Annotated in this window: 15 protein-coding genes; 6 read left to right on the top strand and 9 right to left on the bottom strand. The window is 71.8% G+C overall.

The genetic code is table 11. The features are described 5' to 3' along the window. Positions 1 to 83: 83 nt before the first annotated feature. A complete protein-coding gene (locus tag BCD49_RS35070; protein WP_007513681.1) occupies positions 84 to 743 on the bottom strand; it encodes a maleylpyruvate isomerase family mycothiol-dependent enzyme in 660 nt (219 codons plus the stop codon). Positions 744 to 873: 130 nt separating this feature from the next. Beyond that, positions 874 to 1,464 (bottom strand): TetR/AcrR family transcriptional regulator, encoded by a 591-nt coding sequence (locus BCD49_RS35065; protein ID WP_007513679.1) that lies wholly within the window; start codon positions 1,462 to 1,464, stop codon positions 874 to 876. A 177-nt stretch (positions 1,465 to 1,641) separates the two neighbouring features. On the opposite strand from BCD49_RS35065, the gene BCD49_RS35060 reads away from it, so the two are divergent. The 3 genes from BCD49_RS35060 (at position 1,642) to BCD49_RS35050 (ending at position 3,805) form a co-directional block, all read left to right on the top strand. Next, positions 1,642 to 1,902: a hypothetical protein gene (locus BCD49_RS35060; protein WP_007513677.1), complete on the top strand. Its 261-nt coding sequence runs from the start codon at positions 1,642 to 1,644 to the stop codon at positions 1,900 to 1,902. 227 nt (positions 1,903 to 2,129) lie between these two features. Next, on the top strand, positions 2,130 to 2,960 hold the full coding sequence (locus BCD49_RS35055; RefSeq protein WP_071042369.1) for a nucleotidyltransferase domain-containing protein: 831 nt from the start codon (positions 2,130 to 2,132) through the stop codon (positions 2,958 to 2,960). Positions 2,961 to 3,088: 128 nt separating this feature from the next. Further along, complete coding sequence (locus BCD49_RS35050; RefSeq protein ID WP_007513674.1) at positions 3,089 to 3,805, top strand: GNAT family N-acetyltransferase; 717 nt, start codon at positions 3,089 to 3,091, stop codon at positions 3,803 to 3,805. Positions 3,806 to 3,894: 89 nt separating this feature from the next. Here BCD49_RS35050 and BCD49_RS35045 read toward each other — a convergent pair whose 3' ends face one another. Further along, positions 3,895 to 5,025 (bottom strand): ArsR/SmtB family transcription factor, encoded by a 1,131-nt coding sequence (locus tag BCD49_RS35045; RefSeq protein ID WP_007513672.1) that lies wholly within the window; start codon positions 5,023 to 5,025, stop codon positions 3,895 to 3,897. Between the two features lie 28 nt (positions 5,026 to 5,053). Then, entirely contained in the window at positions 5,054 to 6,271 is a 1,218-nt protein-coding gene (locus tag BCD49_RS35040; RefSeq protein ID WP_007513669.1) for a M20 family metallopeptidase, read from the bottom strand. Between the two features lie 373 nt (positions 6,272 to 6,644). On the opposite strand from BCD49_RS35040, the gene BCD49_RS35035 reads away from it, so the two are divergent. Further along, the gene (locus tag BCD49_RS35035) at positions 6,645 to 7,007 is read left to right on the top strand and encodes a hypothetical protein (protein WP_007513667.1); all 363 of its coding nucleotides are present in this window, start codon (positions 6,645 to 6,647) and stop codon (positions 7,005 to 7,007) included. 155 nt (positions 7,008 to 7,162) lie between these two features. Here BCD49_RS35035 and BCD49_RS35030 read toward each other — a convergent pair whose 3' ends face one another. Continuing rightward, a complete protein-coding gene (locus BCD49_RS35030) occupies positions 7,163 to 9,340 on the bottom strand; it encodes a protein kinase domain-containing protein (protein WP_071042368.1) in 2,178 nt (725 codons plus the stop codon). Positions 9,341 to 10,151: 811 nt separating this feature from the next. Between BCD49_RS35030 and BCD49_RS35025 the strand changes: the two genes are divergently transcribed. Beyond that, positions 10,152 to 10,616, top strand: a complete 465-nt coding sequence (locus tag BCD49_RS35025) for a 2,4'-dihydroxyacetophenone dioxygenase family protein (protein ID WP_007513663.1) — start codon at positions 10,152 to 10,154, stop codon at positions 10,614 to 10,616. A 5-nt stretch (positions 10,617 to 10,621) separates the two neighbouring features. Further along, positions 10,622 to 11,860: a cytochrome P450 gene (locus tag BCD49_RS35020; RefSeq protein ID WP_071042367.1), complete on the top strand. Its 1,239-nt coding sequence runs from the start codon at positions 10,622 to 10,624 to the stop codon at positions 11,858 to 11,860. An 86-nt stretch (positions 11,861 to 11,946) separates the two neighbouring features. On the opposite strand, the gene BCD49_RS35015 is transcribed toward BCD49_RS35020, so the two are convergent. From BCD49_RS35015 to BCD49_RS44455, 4 genes are all read right to left on the bottom strand, one after another. Further along, on the bottom strand, positions 11,947 to 14,535 hold the full coding sequence (locus tag BCD49_RS35015) for an FHA domain-containing protein (RefSeq protein ID WP_007513659.1): 2,589 nt from the start codon (positions 14,533 to 14,535) through the stop codon (positions 11,947 to 11,949). A gap of 635 nt (positions 14,536 to 15,170) precedes the next feature. Continuing rightward, on the bottom strand, positions 15,171 to 16,748 hold the full coding sequence (locus tag BCD49_RS35010; RefSeq protein ID WP_232794235.1) for an LmeA family phospholipid-binding protein: 1,578 nt from the start codon (positions 16,746 to 16,748) through the stop codon (positions 15,171 to 15,173). Positions 16,749 to 17,033: 285 nt separating this feature from the next. Continuing rightward, positions 17,034 to 17,825 (bottom strand): SDR family NAD(P)-dependent oxidoreductase, encoded by a 792-nt coding sequence (locus tag BCD49_RS35005; protein ID WP_007513655.1) that lies wholly within the window; start codon positions 17,823 to 17,825, stop codon positions 17,034 to 17,036. A gap of 152 nt (positions 17,826 to 17,977) precedes the next feature. Beyond that, the gene (locus BCD49_RS44455; RefSeq protein ID WP_007513653.1) at positions 17,978 to 18,136 is read right to left on the bottom strand and encodes a hypothetical protein; all 159 of its coding nucleotides are present in this window, start codon (positions 18,134 to 18,136) and stop codon (positions 17,978 to 17,980) included. Between the last annotated feature and the right edge of the window lie 94 nt (positions 18,137 to 18,230).

Below are 18,230 nucleotides of genomic sequence, written 5' to 3'. Positions count from 1 at the left end.
CTGGCGCTTACCCGACATCTCGCCCTGGTGGCGTCCCCACCCTTCCGGCACCGCGCGTGTCCACAGGACGGTTTGGGCCGTCATCAAGGCTCCTGGGCGGACGGGAGCCTTGCACGCAGGGCGCAAGCCCCTTCACCGGACAGCCGTGGCATGGCGGCGGGGCGGCCGGTGAGCAGCAGCAGGATCGCGTCCATCGGGCCGTCGACGGGCGCGCCCTCGCCAACGGCCCAGTCCACGTCGGACGCGGTGAGCCGCAGCCCCCTTAGTCGTTTCCTGGGGAAGAACGGGTAGCCGAAGAACGGGAGGACGACGGACCAGACCCGGTCAGCGGCGACGGCCGCGGCGTCGGCGGGGGTCTCGAGGGGTCGGTCGAGGGGAATAGCAACGTCCAGGCCGTGCACCAGGATGTCGATGAGGGTTTCCCGACAGGTGACGCCCGCGTTGTGCTTCCGCGAGCCGACCATTCCGCGGATCTCGGTGATCATCTGCTCGGTCGGCGTCGCCGCGCGCAGGCATGCCGAACGGTGGATGATTCGCTTCATCCCGCCCGGCGACCGGGCCGCCATGCGAAGCGCCCCGCCCAGTCCTGTCTGTTGCATGGTCAGGTGGGCCGCGACATCCCGCACGGTCCAGCCGTCGCACAGCGAGGGCGTGCGCCATTCGTCGTCGGTCAGTTTTTCCAGCAGGTCGGCGACTCGTATCCGCTGGGTGTCGATGGCCTGCCAGACCTCGTCGGTGTTCATGGGTGTTCCCTCTATGCCTGGTGGAGTGTCCGTGCCGCGACCATCCGGGCCGCACGGCGAGACGGGCGCGCGGGTCGTGCTCGCCGCCGTGATCGGCCCAACGCGTCGGGGCGCATGACGCCTGGGTACTTCAGGAGTCGCTGTCTCGCGAACCCCGCTCGCGCTGGGTCTGGATCAGTGACGCCAGCAGGGCGTCGAGGTGCGCCATCGGGTCGAAATCCGGGTCCGGGATCGCCAACTGGTGCAGAACGAGTCCGGTCAGGTAGTTGCCGACGACGTGGACGTGATGGTCGGGGTCCGTCGAGCCCACCAGGCGCAGCCAGGTGGTGAACCAGGTGTTCACCCGGGTGCCGGTGGCCGCGAGCTGCGCCCGTAGCTCGGGCCGGCGGGAGGCCTCGACGAGGATCGCGTACCGGGACAGGGTCAGTGCCCGGTTGCGGCCCGCGCTGTCGCGGGCGAACACGGCCAGGGCCCTGGCCAGGTCCGTAGTCGTTCGAGGTGCCAGGTGCGCGGCCAGCTCCTCCCAGTTCGCCCGCTCCCGCGCCGCGAACCGCTCCACGATTGCGTCGAACAGCGCCTCCCTGGTGCGGAAGTAGTTGGACGTCGACCCCGCGGTCAGCCCCGCCGCCGCGTCCACAGCCCGGTGTGTCAACGCGCGAACTCCCTGCTCCCCGAGCAGGTCGATCGCCGCGTCGAGAAGGTCATCCCGTCGGCCAGCCACGAAAAGAAACTACACCCATAGTTGTTTTCACTTCAAGTGTAGTACCGTGCATCCGCGACGGCGTGATCGCCGCTGCCGCTCCATGAGTTCCGGCCACCGCGGCACGCCGCCCGCCGGCGCCGCGCCGGCCGGCCAGCCGGACCGGCCGACATCCCACCCGTAGCGAAGGAGACCGTCATGGCCCAGATCGCGATGCTGCTGCTCACCGTTCCGCTCGGCATCTACCTCGCCAACCGCCGAACCGCCTACCTCGCCACCATCATCCTTTTCGCGGTCGTCCTCGCGGCGCAGACCATCGTCGTTCACGCGGACACCCCCAGCGACATCAACTGGACCTACTGGCTCCTCAACGCCGCCACCCTCGCCGTCGGCCTCGGGCTCACCACCGCGGGCCTCGCGCTCGGCCGCCGGCGGCGGACCCGCCGAACCGCCAACTGAACAGGACCGAGCCAGCACGGCCACGGGTGGTGTGTGGCCTCGCTTGAGGGGGAGGCCACACACCGCCCGTGGCGCATGCTGACTGGCGTCGGAGCCGTCGCGACGAGGCCGCCGCGGATATTCCTCCCGCCTTTCCGCCCTTTCTCTGCCGCGTGCGTGCGCGCCCCGCCACTCCTGCTCGGCATAAATCGTTCGATATCGGTCAGGACGTGTGGGATGGTCGCGACATGTCGACGGCGGTGACGCACACGGAGTATGGAAACCGGGATCTGGCGTTGGCCGGGGAGATCCTGCGGACCGTCGTGGGCTCCGGGTTGCACGGAATCGCGATCGCGGGAACCGACGACCACGACGAGATGGGTATCTTCGTCGAGCCGGCCCATCATGTCCTCGGCATGGCCGGACGGTTCGAGCACTACGTGTACCGGACCCAGCCGGAAGGAGCACGCTCCGGCCCCGGCGATATCGACCTGGTCATTTACTCCCTGCGCAAGTACCTGCGGCTGGYGACCCAGGGCAACCCCACCGCCCTGCTGCCGCTCTACGCGCCGACGGACGCGATCATGGTCATGACGCCGCTCGGCGAGGAACTGCGCGCGCTCGCGCCGGCCGTCCTCTCCCAGCGGGCGGTACGCCGTTTCCTCGGCTACCTCGCCGGCCAACGGGCCCGCATCGGCGGCCAGGCCACGCCTGCCGGCAGGGGCTTGGCCGCGCGGCACGGTGGCTGGGCACGCCCGGAACTGGTGGCCAGGTACGGCTACGACGTCAAGTTCGCGTCGCACGCGCTACGGCTCGCGTTCCAGGGCCGCGAGGTCGCCACCCACGGCCGCCTCACGCTTCCCATGCCCGACGACGAACGCGAACGCGTCCTGCGGGTCAAGCGCGGCGACGTCCGCGACGTCACCCAGGTCCTCGACGAGATCGCCACCGTCGAGGCCGAGATCACCACCCTGCTCGAGACCGGCCGCACCCCGCTCGCCCCTGACCCCGACCTGGCCACGATCAGCGAGTGGTCCACCGACGCCCATCGCCGCCACTGGGCCTGGACCTCCGCCTGACCCCGACCCGACGGACCAACAGACAGACCGACTGTCCAGACCCAGGATGCGGTCGCCGCGCGTCGGAGCCTGGCAAGCTCCGGCGCGCGGCACCGACACACCTGACCAAACCGCGCGAGGATGGCGGCATGCCACGGCTGAACGACCTGGGGCAACTGGTGGGAGATCCGGTCAGCTGGTCGACCGCCCGAGCGCCGCGGCCGCGGGTGTTCACGGGGCGCTCGGTGCGGCTGAGCCCGTTGTCGGCCTCGGAGCACGCGCGGCAGGTGGTCGAGCGGCTGAGCCCGCATCCACAGCTGTGGACCTATCAGGGCGACGACGCGCCAGCCGATGCCGAGGAGGCGGCGCGGGGGATCACCGCCTTCGCCGAACGGGCGGACATGTGCGCGTTCGCGATCATCGACCTGGCCAGCGGAATGTTCCAGGGCCGGGTGGCTCTGCTGCGCGGTCAGCCGGCCGTCGGGTCGATCGAGGTCGGCGGGATCATCTACGCGCCGGCCCTTCAGCGGACCCGCTCCGCGACCGAGGTGCAGTACCTGCTCATGCGGCACGTCTTCGAGGACCTCGGCTACCGCCGCTACGAGTGGAAGTGCGACAGCCTCAACCAGCCCTCCCGGGTGGCCGCGGCCCGGCTGGGGTTCGTCGAGGAAGGCACCTGGCGCAACGCCCTGGTCGTCAAGGGACGCAACCGGGACACGACCTGGTTCTCGATGACCGACGGCGAGTGGCCCTTCGCCCGCAAGGCCCTCGAAGCCTGGCTCGCGGACGACAACTTCGACGCCGCCGGACGCCAACGACGCTCCCTCGCCGACCTCCGGGCCCGCCTCGGCGACGTCGCGACGTGAAGGCACGCGGACGATGTGCGATCCCATCGCCGGGGTAAAAGAGACCGAGAATGTTCGGGGAACGCCCGCGCGGGTCGCCCTTGCCCGCGTCAGTACTGCAGGGCCGTGGCCAGGTCGCCGCCGATCCGTTCGACCACCGCGAGGTCGAGTCGGTAGTGCACATAGCGGCCGCTGCGTTCCACCTGCGCCAGCCCCAGGTCGCGCAGGACGCGCAGATGCCGGGAGACCTGCGGGCGGGTCATCCCCAGCCGGTCCGCCAGGTCGGCGTTGGTCATCGCCTGGCGGGCGATCAGCCGGCACAGCCGTACCCGGCTCGGGTCGGTGAGCGCGAGCAGGCGGGCGCGCGCCAGGGTGACGCCCACCGCCGGGGCGTCGACCGGGAAGTGCACGACGGGCGGCAGCCCAGGCTCGTTCTTCACCAGCAGGTGCGGCGCGCCGTACCGGGTCGGGATGAGCAGGACCGGCGTGCGCGCCGGGCTGATCACCGCCTGGTGCACCTTGTCGAAGACGACCCGCGTGGGGCCGTCGGCGCCCGGCGCCGAGGGACGCGTCAGGCGGGCGCTGGACGGGCTGAGCGAGACCAGCGCCACCGCCGGGCCCCTGTCGGCGAGCAGGCGGCGTACCCGGTGCGCGGCGCGGGTGAGGGTGGGCGCGGTCTCGGCCCACAGGTCGCCGAAGAAGACGCGGCGAGACAGGTCGAGAAAGCCGAGGACGTCGGCGCGCAGCAGCTCGGGGGCACGCAGCAGGTCCTCGGCGAGCGCCAGGTGGGGCTCCGGCAGCGCGGCGGCGGTCTGGCGCAGGACGGCGGCCTGACCGGTGTCGCGCAGCACGCGGCCGAAGTCGAAGCCGCCGTATCCGCTGGCGCAGGTGTAGGCGGTCAGCTCGGCGAACCGGTCCAGCGACAGCCCGGCGAGCGGCATGCCCAGGCCTGGCCCGCCGGTGCCTGGCCCGCCGGAGACCGGGCCGCCGGAGACCGGGCCGCCGAGCCCTGGGTAGAACGCCCGCCATCGCAGGGCCGTCCACAGCGGCGCGAACCGACGCAGCCCTGCCCGGAACTCGGGTGGGGCGGTACCGACGACAGCCGTGGCCCAGCCCGCGTGTTTGGCATGGTGTGCGTGCTCGGTGAGCACATGCAGGCTGGCGGCCAGCTCCGCCAGCGGCGACACGGCGACGGAGAACCGATCGGGACCGGCCCCGTCCAGGACGATCACGACCGACATGACCGGGCCCGGGCCGGTTGGCCGCCGTTCAGCTCGCCACCCCACCAGTGGCGAACTCGGCGCGCGCGCCGGCGAGCAGCTCGGGGTCGGTGAGCAGGTCCGTGACCACTCTCGCCAGCCCGGTCGCGGCGACCTGGGTGCGGTCGTGGGCGAAGGAGGTCCGCGCCGCCGCCCGCATCGCCTCGGAATGGCCCGGCGTCCCGGGCTCGGCGATCTGGATGTAGGGGTGGATGACCGGCAGCAGCTGGCCGAGGTTGCCGATGTCGGAGGAGCCGGCCGGGCTGTCCGGTTCGCCGGCGGCGATGGGCACGCCGAGCGCCCGCACCGCCTCGCCGAAGCGCTCGGCGAGCACCAGGTTGTCGCGGCGCTCCGCGTACAGCGGGCCGGTCTCGGCGACCTGCGCCCGTGTCCCGGTGGCGAGCGCCGCGCCCTCGGCCGCCGTGCGGACCCGCGCGACCAGGTCGAGTGCCGAGGCCGCCGTCCGGTCCCGTACGTAAAGATCGACGGCGGCGCGCGCCGGGACCACGTTCGGTGCCTGCCCGCCGTCGGCGACGATGCCGTGGATCCGGGCGGTCGGCGCCGTGAACTGACGCATCGCGTCGATCGCGGTGAGGAACACCTGGACTCCGGCGAGCGCGCTGCGGCCCAGCCACGGGGATACCGCGGCGTGCGCGCTTTCCCCGGTGAAGACGACGCGCAGGTGCGCCGCCGCGAGCCCCGGCCGGGTGGTCAGCGACCGGTCACCCGGATGGAACATCACCGCCGCGTCCACCTCGTCGAACACGCCGGCCTCGGCCAGTCGGACCTTGCCCGCGCCGCCCATCTCCTCGCCGGGGGTGCCGATGACGGCGATCGTGCCCGGGTGGTCGGGCAGCACGCGCACGGCGGCGATCGCCGCGGCCACTCCCCCGGCGGCGATGAGATTGTGGCCGCAGCCGTGCCCGACCTCGGGMAGGGCGTCGTACTCGGCGAGCACGGCGATCCGCGGGCCAGGGCGGCCTCCCTGGTGCACGGCCACGAACGCCGTCTCCAGGCCGCCCGCCGGCGCCAGCACCGTGAAGCCCGCCTCCGCGAGCCAGGCGGTCAGCGTCCGCTGAGCATGGAGCTCGGCGAACTTCAGCTCAGGGTGGGCATGGATCGAGAGGCTCACCTCGTCCATCCGGGGCCGCAGCGCCGCGAGCGCCGCGGTCAGGCTGTCGAGCGATGGCCTGGTGTCCTTGGCGGGCGTGGCTGGGACGAGGGACATGGGACTCCCGTCGCACGGAACACGAGACACGAGACACGAGACACGAGACACGGAACACGGAACACGGAACACGGAACGACGCGCGCCACGCGGGCCGACGCGTCGTCACGTGCGGTGAATTCGGCCCGTGACGTCGATACTGCGGCCTTGACCACGCGGACGACCTTCGGTTACCGCAGTCGCGGTAACCGCCCATCTGGCCGTGACCACGCTCGTCGTCGTAACGCCGACGGCCTTCTGTCGTCTGGACGGCGTCGTGACCGGCCGTCAGTACGGTCGGCCGGCTGCCCGCACGCACGGGGTGTCGACGGAAACCGCTAGCATCGCGGCGCATTCCCCAGTAATTCGACGGGCCTGGCCGTGAGGCGGTCCGGTGGGCAACGTGCTCGCCGGTCAGAACGTCGGTACTGGGAGACCTTACGAGCGGCGGGGACAGATGACGAACGACATCGGAATGGCGACGACCGAGCAGCGGCAGGTCCGCCACCTGGCCGGGCGACCGCTTCGGATGGGGCCGGCATTCGCGCGTCTCGCGCGCCGGGCCGGCCAGGTGGTGCTGGCGGCGGGGGCGCTGGTGCTTCTGTCGGCGGGTGCCGCCTCGGCGGCGGCGCCCGTGGTCGAGGCCAAGAAGGAACGCGACGCGGGCGACGTCACCATCGGCGCCGTCATCATCGTGGTCCTGCTGGTCCTGCTGTTCCTGATCTACCGCGTGATCCGCAAGCGCCTCCGCGGCTGACCGAACCACCGACACCGGCGACACCGGCGATTCTCAGCACCCTGGCTCTCGCCTTCGCCCGTTCTTCGGGCGGCCCGTCAACGTCAGCGGCCGGCCAGTGCGCGTCCAACGCGCACCGGCCGGCCGCCGCTATGAGACGAGTGCCGGGATACCCGTCAGCGGGAGTCCCAGCGGAGCTGACCGTGGTAGCCGTGGCCGGTGGTGAGCTGGCGGTCGGGGTTGTCCGCGGCGTTGACGTTGGTCATGTAGATCTCGCGGTCGCCGGGGTTGTTGGGGTCCCGGTTGGACGTGAAGGTCAGGATGCTGCTGCTTCCGGGCGCCCACGCCGGGTCCTGGTCGTCGGCGCCGACCTCCTTGGTGATCACGATGATCTTCTTGGTGTTGATGTCCATCGCGTAGATCTCGAGCTGCTGCGGGTCGCCCTTGACGACGCGGCTGAACGCGAGCAGCTTGCCGTCCGGCGACCAGGTCGGGTCCGCGTCGAGGTTGCCGGTCTGGGCGTTCTCGACCTTGTTGAGCGGCACCGCCTTGGCTCCCGGATCGGTCGAGATGATCACCAGGAAGCCGCGGTCACCGCCGAACTCGTTCGACCAGTAAGCGATCCGCTCCCCGTCCGGCGACCAGGATGGGTCGGACGCCTGCGGCGCCGTGTCCAGCCTCCGGACCGACGACCCATCCATCGCGATGATGTAAAGGCCGGTGTGCGACTGGCCGGTCTCGTCCGTGGTCGACCGGATCACCGCGAACTTGCCGTCCGGCGAGATCGACGGCCGGGCGTCCGGGGCGATGGAGATGTTCGCCGCCGGGCCGGACGTGAACAGCTGGACCGGCTGGCCCGTCCCGTCGGCGGCGACCGCCATCATGGTGTTCTTGAGGCCCTTGTCGATGTAGAAGATCGTCTGTCGGTCCGGGCTGATGGCCGGGAGCAACAGGTCGTCAGGGCCGCTGATGACGTTCTTGAACTGATTGATCGTTGGGAGGCCGGGCGTCGCGTTGTCGGCGTCCGGCACCTGCGCGGTGACGATGTGGTACTTCGGGTCGGCGCCGACCTTCTGGGCGAGGACCATGGTGTCAAGGCCCAGCGGGGCGGTCGAGCGGGGCAGGAACGCGCTCGGGTCGCCCGACTTGTCGTCCTTGCCTCCCAGGACCATCGGCAGCACGGCGGCGAGCGCGGCGATCACGATGACCGCCGCGACGATGCCGAGGATGAGCGGTCGCTTGCTTCGGCGCTTCTCGGGCTGGCCGCCCGGCGCTCCCTGCCCGGGGTATCCGTACGGCGGGGCGCCGCCGGGAGCGGGGGCCGGCGTGTTGGCGACCCGGGTCGCCACCTGGGTCGGGACGAAGTTCTCGTCGGCGGGCTGGCCGGGACGGGTGGCTGCGAGGGTGGCGAAGTCGCCACCGGTGGTGGCCGGGCCCCTCCCGCCCGTCGGGGCCGGGGGCACCTTCCAGTCAGCGAGCACGTTGGTGACCTGCTCGTCCTGGTCGCCGGTGTCCCCCGCGTCGCCAAGGAGGCGGTCCATCAGCTGGCTGGCGTTCGGCCGCTCGTACGGGTTCTTGCGCATCGAGTCCCAGACGATCGGGTGCAGCCCGGGGTCGACGCCGTCGAGCCTCGGCTCCTCGTTCAGCGCCCGGAAGAGCAGCACCTGGGCGCTGCCCATGCCGAACGGGTAGTGGCCGGTGGCCGCGAAGGTCACCAGGCCGCCCCAGGCCCAGATGTCGGCCTTCGAGGTGATCGGGTCGCCCCGGATCTGCTCCGGCGACATGAACGCCGGGGTGCCGAGCTGCTGGAGGTCTCCGGTCAGGCCGGCCCCCGAGTCCAGCGCCCGCGCGATGCCGAAGTCGATGACGCGCGGTCCGAACGGGGAAAGGACCACGTTCGACGGCTTGAGGTCGCGGTGCACGATGCCGGCGGCGTGGATCGCGCGCAGCGCGGCGGCGACGCCGACGGCGAGCTGCTCGAGGTTCGCGTCCGCCAGCGGGCCGCCCTTGGAGACGAACGACTGCAGCGTCGGACCTTCGATGAACTCGGTGACCAGGTAGGGCTGCTCGGCCTCCGGGTCGAAGTCCAGCACCTCGGCGGTGCAGACCCGGGCGACCCGGCGCGCGGTCGCCGCCTCCTGCCGGAACCGGCTACGGAACTGCGCGTCGTCGGCCACGTCGGCGCGCACCACCTTGATGGCGACGAGCCGGCCGAGCTCCGACCGTCCCAGGTAGAYGGTTCCCATCCCGCCCTGGCCCAGCTTGCCCAGCAGTGTGTAACTGCCCAGCGTCCGCGGGTCGTTCTCACCCAACGGTGTCGCGCGGCTGCTGACGTTCGCCTCTGACGACGCCATCGCCCCACCTCTCTCCCCTGATGGACGCCGGCCACGCGACAGCCCAGAATGACGATCCCATGCGGGCAGAATGCTACCGTCTGGCGATTTCCACGAATGGGCGGGAAACCAAGCCGACGCAGTCGTTGCCGCGACAGCGGCGCAAGATGGGCCGGTCGGTGACCGTTCGGCGACGAGCCACGGACGACGCTGACTGACGCTCCGTCACCAAGGCCAGCGTGATCCGTCCACCGATCCGCCCCCGCCGGGGGTGCGCGAACCGCGGTCAGCGTCCACGCCGGCCGAAATGTCCGTTATTCGACAAGGCGTCCGCGGCGATGCCCGCGGGTTTCCCGTCCTCGGTGAGCGAACGGCTCGCACGGGCCGCCGTGGCGGGGCCACCGCGGCGCCCACGATTCGCCTCTCCGCCCCGACGACGCCGAACCTACGGACCAGCACTCGGCCGGCCATCGGTGTGAATCGGCCCGGCTCGCGAAATCGCCCAGCCCGGGCAGCTTCCGCGCCCAACACCAGCCCCTGAGCGAGGGGTCCCCACCGATCTGCCGCCCGACCCCCGTCGACGCCGAACCTACGGATCAGCGTCTTGCGGGCATTGGCAGATCGGTGGGGGTGGCTGGACCGCCGGCCGCTGCCCCGAACTGACGCCCCCCGCGTGCCGGTTCTGGGTGACGGTCCAGCCAAGGTCAGGAAACCGCATCCCGGCGCCGCGGACCTCGTATCCTGACGGGTTTCCGGGTATTCCTTCGCAGGCTGGTCCGGCAGCCACGCTCCCCACGGCCACCCCTGCCCACGACGCAGAAAGGCAGCTGCCATGACGATTCTCGACAGCACGAGCACTCCGCCCGCGGTCCATGTCGGCGCAGACGACCTACCATTCGTCGAGATCGGCGGCGGGAGCAAGCTCAAGGTGATCCAGGTCCGCGCCGACGAGAGCTTATGGGTCGTGGAGAACATCTTCCAGGCCGGCTATGAGGTCGCGACCCACCGGCACACCGGTCCGGTGTACGGCTACACCGTCTCCGGGGCCTGGAAGTACAAGGAGTACGACTACGTGAACCGCGCCGGGTCGTTCCTCTACGAGCCCGCCGGTTCCGTGCACACCCTGATGTGCGTCGAGGACGACACCCGGGTCTGGTTCCAGATGTACGGCAGCAACCTCAATCTGGGGCCGGACGGGCAGGTCGAGTCGGTGACCGACGGCCCGGCGGCGCTCGCCGCCTACGTGGCGCTCTGCGCGGCGCAGGGCCTCGGCCGCCCGAACGTCCTCGTCGGCTGACCGCGATGCCGACCAGCGCTCTCGTCGACCTCTACGACCCGGGCACCTACCTCGCCGGGCCGCCGCACGAGGCGTTCGCCGCGCTGCGGCKGGTGTCTCCCGTCCACTGGCAGGAGGTGCCGGCGGGCCCCGCGGCCCCCGGTTACTGGGCGGTGCTCGGCTACGCCGAGGTCGAGCGCGTGCTGTGCGACCCCGAGCTGTTCAGCTCGGAAGAAGGCGGTGTCGTGCTCGACGACCTGCCCCCCGACCGGCTCGCCCAGATGCGCGGCATGCTGCTGGCGATGGACCCGCCGCGGCATCGGGACTACCGTCGCCCGCTCGCGCACCGGTTCACCCACCGCGCGGTCGCCATGCTCGAACAGCGGGTGCGGGACGCCTCCCGGGCGATCATGCGGGAGGCCGCCGAGCGAGGCCGGTCTGGCGACGCGGTCGAGTTCGTCAGCGAGGTCGCGGGGCAGCTGCCCACCCGCGTCGTCGGTGAGCTGATGGGCCTGCCTCGCGAGGACTGGGACTACGTCCACCGGTTGGCGCAGGCCCTCAACCGCGGCCAGGACGCCGACGACACGACCCGGGCCGGCGCCGAGGGCGCGGCGGCGCCGACCGTCGAGATGGCGATGTACGCCGCCGGGTTCGCCGCGCGCCGGCGCGCGTTGCCACCCGGCGACGACCTGACCGGCCTGCTGCTGGCCGGCGACTTCGGCGGCCGGACGATGTCGGATCTCGACTACGGCAGCTTCTTCGTCCAGCTCGTCACCGCCGGCAACGACACCACCCAGACGATGCTGTCCTCCGGGCTGCTCGCCMTGCTCGCGCATCCTGACCAGCTCGCCGACCTGCGGGCCGACCCGTCGCTCGCGCCGGGCGCGGTCGAGGAGATCCTGCGCTGGGCGAACCCACTGCACTACTTCCGGCGAACGGCGGCCGCCGACGCCGAGGTCGGCGGCGTCCGGATCCGGGCGGGTGACCGGCTCGCCACCTACTTCACCGCCGCCAACCGGGACGAGACGGTCTTCGAGGACCCGGACAGGTTCGACATCCGCCGTTCCCCTAACCGGCACCTGTCGTTCGGCAAGGGCGAGCACTTCTGCCTCGGCGCCCATCTGGCCCGCCTAGAGGGCCGGGTGTTCCTCGAGGAGCTGCTCTCCTCGTTCACCGGAATCGAGCTGGCCGGCCCACCCGTCCGGGTCCGTTCCAACCTGAACAACGGCCTGAAGTCACTCCCGGTCCGGCTCACCCCGGCGTAGGCCTGCGGGCGCCGGGAAACACCGACGGCGGCGGACCGTCCTCCTGAGGGAGGAGCCGTCCGCCGCCGTCGGTCGCGGGACCTGAGTCAGGCGCTCGCGGATGCTTTGGCGCGCTTCTTGTTCGACTTCGGGTCGAGCCGGCGCAGCAGCCTCGAGGCGATGCCGATGAACACGACTCCGCCGACGAGGCCGAGCCCGATGTCGGTCACGTACTGCTTCGGCGTGTGGTCGAAGAGCGCGTCCCGCTCGGGCGCCCGCGGGTTGACCGGTACCTCGCTGCCCGCCACCGGCTTCCCGTTCTTGGTCTCCGGACGCTTCAGGCCCGCCTTGGTGAGCAGGTTGAAGTCACCGACCGAGGCCATGGCCGCGTAGCCCCACCGGGCCGGCGAGATGACCGCGACCTGCTGGAGGCCGGGCGTGCCCGTCACCGGCACGATGCCGGCGCTGAACACCAGCTGGATCATCGTGACGACCACCATCAGCGGCATCGTCTTGTCGGCGTTGTCCACGAGCGCGGAGATCATCAGGCCGACCATGGCGGAGGCGAAGAGCACCACGAACACCGCGAGCATGAACTCCAGCAGCGTGTTCACGAGCAGCGGGTCCGGTGGTAGCCGGGTGCCGATCGCGATGATCGTGAACGGGATCGACTGCAGCGCCGAGATGATCGCCAGTACGACGACCTTGGAGCCCACGTAGGCGCCCCGCGAGAGACCGATCGCCCGTTCTCGGCGATAGATCTCGCGTTCCTTGACGATCTCGCGGATCGAGTTCGACATGCCCATGAAGCACGCACACAACACCATGATCAGGACGATCGTGGGCGCGTCCGAGTTGGGCGTGAAGTTGTCGTTGGTGTCCTTGAAGTCGCCGCCGATGGCCAGCGGGATCGCGCCGAGCACGAACGGCAGTGCGATCGACAATCGTAGGTAGCCCTTGTCGGACGCGATGACCGCGAATGTTCGCCGGCTCAGCGTGATCAGCTGTTTCCCGACCGACTGCTGCCGGATGCTGGGCAGCTCTTCCGGCGCCGGCCGCGCCGACGGCGCGGTCACCGCCGACGGGACGTAGTGCCGCGACTGGCGGAAGTTCGCCGCCGACTCGGCGCCCGGCGTCGCCTCCAGCCCGCGGAAGACCCGGGGGTAGTTGCTCTCCCCGAAGAACGGCAGCGCGTCCTGCGGCGGGCCGAAGTAGGCGACGTAGCCGCCGGGGGCAAGGACCAGGACGTAGTCGCACAGGTCGAGCTGCAGCACGGAGTGCGTGACGACGATGACCGTGCGGCCGTCGTCGGCGAGCTTGCGCAGCGACTCCATGACGTTGAGGTCCATGCCCGGGTCGAGACCGGAGGTCGGCTCGTCCAAGTACAGCAACGTCGGGCGGGTGAGCAGCTCGAGCGCGACCGAGGTCCGCTTGCGCTGGCCACCGGACAGCCGGGAGACGACCGTGTTCGCGTGCTGGGTCAGGCCGAGCTCCCCGAGCACCTCGTCGATCCGGGCGGAACGCTCCGTCGCCGTGACGTCCGGCGGGAAGCGCAGCTCGGCGCCCAGCTCGAGCGCCTTCCGCACGGTCAGCGAGGTGTGCAGGATGTCGTCCTGCGGCACGTAGCCGATCCGGCGGCGCAGCTCGTCGTACTCGTCGTAGAGGTCCCGGCCGGCGTAGCGGACGGTGCCCTTGTTTGCCGGGCGGAAGCCGGTGAGCGCGTTGAGCAGCGTCGACTTGCCGGCACCGGACGGGCCGACGACACCGAGCAGCGCCCGCCCGGGCAGCCGGAACGTCATGTCGTGCATGAGCTGCTTGCCGCCGCCGGGCGCCCAGACGTTGAGGCCGTCGGCCTCGAAGCTGACGTCGCCGGAGTCGACGTACTCGACGAGCTGGTTGCCCTCGAGCTGGAAGACGTGGTGCCCGACGGCGATCACGTCGCCCTGGCCGACCCGGCCCCGCTGGACCCGCTTGCCGTTGAGGAACGAGCCGTTCGCCGAGTCGAGGTCGACGAGCTCGACGTTGTTGCCCCGGACGGAGACCTGGGCGTGGTGCCGGGAGGCGAGCAGGTCGGTGATGGTGATGTCGTTGTCGCGGCCGCGGCCGATCGTCATCGTGCCCTGGCGCAGGGGGTAGGTCTTGCTGCGCTCGTGCTCGCGGTCCAGCCGGGCGTGCGCGTCGGCCTGGACGTACTCGCCCTGGCGCTGGCCGCCGGCACGGGCGTCCTGGTAGTCGAGGTCGTCACCCCGGGTCGGCCGGGTGGGCCGGTTGGCGCCGGGCGAACGCGGCGGGATGTAGCCCGCCTGGTTCGGCAGCATGGTCTGCATGTCCGCGTCGCCGCCGCCGCCGTACATGCCCGCGTCGCCGCCGTAGTCGTACGGCGACCGCTGCGACGGGAACTCGGTGAGGATGGCGACCTCGGGACCAGTGGGCGTACCCAGCCGGAACCGCGTCTCGCCGTGGACCTCGACGGTCTGCAGCATCCGCTGGCCGCCGAGCCAGGTGCCGTTGGAGCTCACGTCCCGCACGGCCCAGCCGTCAGCCGTCTCCTCGATCATGAGATGCTGCCGGGACACCCGGCTATCCGCGATCACATAGTCCGCGTTGCGGGCCCGGCCGATGATGAACCGTGGTTGTCCGGTCGGTACGACGACCTGGCCGGCCTCGCTGCTGATCCTCAGAACGGCCGTAGACACGTGTCTCCCCCTTCGGGACGGGACGCTGGCCGGGCTGCCCCGCCGAGCTCTTTCTGTCCGCCAACCGTCTGCCCACCAAATACGGGCGCGCCCAGGGCCCGGGAGATCCCGGGTACCCAGAACGGGTAGCTCGACGGCGCCACTACCAGACCAACCTCGTCACGAAACGACCGATCTTGTGGCAGATCGTAGCGTCGCGCCCCACGGCACTTCTGAGCCGGGTAAGGGAGCGGACCAGCGATCGGCCCTCTCACCCCCGGTACTTCTKGGAAAAGAGACCTGCTGGCGCGCAACGACCGCGGCCGGTCACACGCCGTGAGGCCGTCGACCTCACCAACCACCATCCGGATTCCGCTCCTCCTGCCTGGCGACCGGTCCGACGAACGCTCCCCCCGAGGGCCGCGTACGCGCTCCGACGACGGTACCGATCCACGGACTGTTGTCCGAATCGGACGGGTCCGAGCATCCTCTCCTCGGGGACAGCGGGCCCAGGTCTGTCGTTGACCTGACCTTGGTCCGCCCCCGGAGCGACCCGTGACCACCGCGAACCCCGTCCGGTATCACGGAACGTGCCCAAAGCCCGGCCACCCTGGAGCCTGGGCCGCGGTCCGCCCGGGCTCCAGGGTGACAGTGCGCTACTTGGACTGGGCGGGCAGCACGACGTCCTTGGCGGTCGCCGACACGGACAGGCCGGTCGTCGTCGTCCCGGCGCTGACGATGGTCAGGTCGAACGGCAGGTTGTCCGGCAGGGGCAGCGGAACGGGAATGGAGGCGTTCGACGTCAGGTCACCGATCGGGAGACTTCCACCGGGGAGGCCGCCCAGCGGCGTATCGACCTTGACCTCGACGTCAGACGGGGTGATCTTGAGCTGGTTGTTCTCCACCGTGAAGGACCCCACGCCGGTCAGCTGCACATTGACCTTGCCGACGCCGGGGAGCGACTGCTCGGTCGAACCGGTGATCTGCACCTTCTTGCCGCCGTCGACGGGCGCGAGCTGCCAGCCGAACTGCTTGTCCTTGAGGAAGGCGTTGATCTCGTCGTAGCTGATCCGCACGGTCGCCTCGACGTCGTCGACCGGAACCTTGCCGACGTTGTTCGAGATCGCGTCACCGAGCGGGACGTGCGCGCCCTTCAGGTGCGCGTCGACGCCGGAGATCTTCGGCCCGTCCGCGGTGGTCGGGATGTTCTCCAGCGAGACGCCGATGTCCTTGAACTTGCCGAACAGGACCTGGGTGAGGAACGGGAAGCCGCCGAGGCTGACCTTGCGCACGATCGGCGGCTGCTGCCCGGGCTTCATGTTCTGGGCCACGGCCACCTCGACCTGCTTGCGCATCTGGCCGACGGCGATGTGCGCCGCGACGCGGTCGAGCGGGATGGCCAGGACCAGCAGCAGCAGGACCACGACGAGCGCGATCACCCGGCCGCGGCGGCGGCGCCGCTTCGGTGGCTTCTGCTCGGCCGTGCCGGCGCCGGGGATCGGCGTGCCGCCGGTGCCGGCCGCGGCCTGCGGCAGGCCGGCCGTGCCGTCGCGCCAGCCGCCACCCGCTCCGGCGGCCTGCCAGCCCCCCGGAGGGGCCTGGGCGGAGGCCTCGCTGAACTCGGTGACGGCGTTGGTGTCGACCGCGGGATCGTGGTAGTCGGCACCGGTGTCGCGCTGGCCGTAGCCCAGCTGCTCGGTCGGCCTGCCGGCCCCGCCGCCCTGGCCCGGCGTCCGGGCACCGGCGCCCCCGCCGGAGCCGACCCGGCCGATGTACTCGGTGGGCCGCTCCCCGCCGGAACGCCCCTGGGGCCTGGGCGGGCTGGCGGGAGCCGGCGGCTGCTGGCGGCGGGTCGGCGGGACCGGTGCCGGGAACTCGCCGGGACGCGGGGTCGGGTACCGCTCGACGGGGATGCCGGGCTGCGAGGTGTAACCGGCGCTTCCCGGGCCGCCGGCGCCGCCGGCGTCGCGACGCGACCTGGCCGTCCCACGACCGGAGCCGCGGGCGGGCTTGCCGCCGCCAGCGCCGGCATCGCCATCGCGCCCGGAGGCCGGCTTGAACCAGTCCGCCGGGGGCGGCGGGCTCGCGGGCCGGAACGACTCAGGAGGCGGCGGCGGCGCGCTCGGCGCGCCCGGGCGGTTCGGGGCCCCCCGCCCGCTCCTGTCCGCGGAGTCGCGTCGGGCCCGGGCGACCTCGCCGGGCTCGTACGCCTCGTCGTCTGCTGGGTTGTTCACGGGGTCATCTCCCATCAGGGCCGCGCCGACCCACGCGCGCGAGGACTTCCCCACCCCGTCGGCTCATCCATCGGATGGTCCCACGTCCAGACCCGGCTGGGAGCGCTGAGGGGGTGATCGTAACCACGGGGCGGGTGTCCAGTTTCCGACGTTTCCCAGCGTCACGACACCGCCGCCGTCCGCGAGGTGGCGCCCCAGTTTCACGGACAGGCGGAGCCGGGCGCTCGGCGGACCGTACGCGGCTCAGGTATCGAGGGGCAAGGCTCGGGACCTCGAGGGGCCTGCTCAGACCTCGAGGGGCAGAGTGGCGGCGGACCGGCGGGGGCCGGGCGGGGCGAGCCGGAAGACCGCGCCGCGCGGGGACGCGTACGCCTGCCAGAAGTGGTCGGCGACCGCCTCGGGGCGCAGCGGGCCGCCGGGGCCGACCTTGCCGTCCAGGACGACGGTGCGCATCCGGACCCCCTGGTCCGCGAGCGCCGGGCTCACGGCGGCGGCGAGCGTCGCGAGCCCCGCCTTGCCGACCGCGAGCGCGAACCGACCGGCGGGCGGCTCGGTACGGCTGCCGGCGACGGTCACCAGGATCGTCGCGCCGACCCGGTCGACCAGCAGCGGCGTCGCGGCCTGGACCGCGGTGAGGGCACCGGTGACGTTGACGGCGAGCGTCTGGTTGAGGACGTCCGCGGGGACGGAGAGCGCGCTGCCGCGGATCGACAGCTTCGCGTTGTAGACGAGCACGGTCAGGCCGCCGAGATCCGCCGCGAGCCCCGCCAGCGTCGCGGCCAGGCCGGCGGCGTCGGTGACGTCGGCGACCGCGCCGCGCATGGTCAGCCCGGCGCCGGCCAGCTCCCCGGTCACCCGGGCGATCGTGTCGGCGGAGCGGGCCACCACGCCGAGCCGGAAGCCCTCCCGCCCGAACCGGGCGAGCAGCTCGGTGCCGAACGCGGCACCAGGGCCGACGAGCACCAGCCCGCGCGTCGCGGGCGCCGGCGCCGGCTCGGGCGCGGGCGGGCCTTTGGCCGCGACCGCGCCCTTGGCCGTCGCCGCGCCCGTGGCCGCGGCCGGCATCTCCCGTGGCATAGGCCCATCTTGGACCGTTCGAGCGCCGCCGCACGACCAGGGCGCCGAAAATTTGTTCGAACCCGACCCGGCGACGAAAGCCCGCCGACCGGGCCGAGGACCGGCCGGCGGCCAGACCGGTCGCCGGGCCGGCCGCGATCCGGGCGGCCTGGCTAGCGGCCGACCAGCTCGCGGGCCCTGCGCGTGCGGTCGAGCTCAGCCTGGGCGCGCAGCGGAGCCGACTTCCGGTAGTAGTAGAAGATCGGCGGGAAGACGATCAACGGCGGGATCGCCATCAACAGCGCGAAGATCACTATTGCCCCGATTACCACTGCGCACCCCTCTCGCGCCCCCACCCACGGGGGAAGATCCTCAAGCTCCCGCCTCGACCCGGTCCCACCGTCGGTTCTACCGAATGTCGTAGGC

It is taken from the genome of Pseudofrankia sp. EUN1h (assembly GCF_001854645.1).
Taxonomy (GTDB): Bacteria; Actinomycetota; Actinomycetes; order Frankiales; family Frankiaceae; genus Pseudofrankia; species Pseudofrankia saprophytica.
The sequence above is the reverse complement of the archived record's forward strand: the minus strand, read 5'-3'. Positions and strand labels throughout refer to the sequence as shown.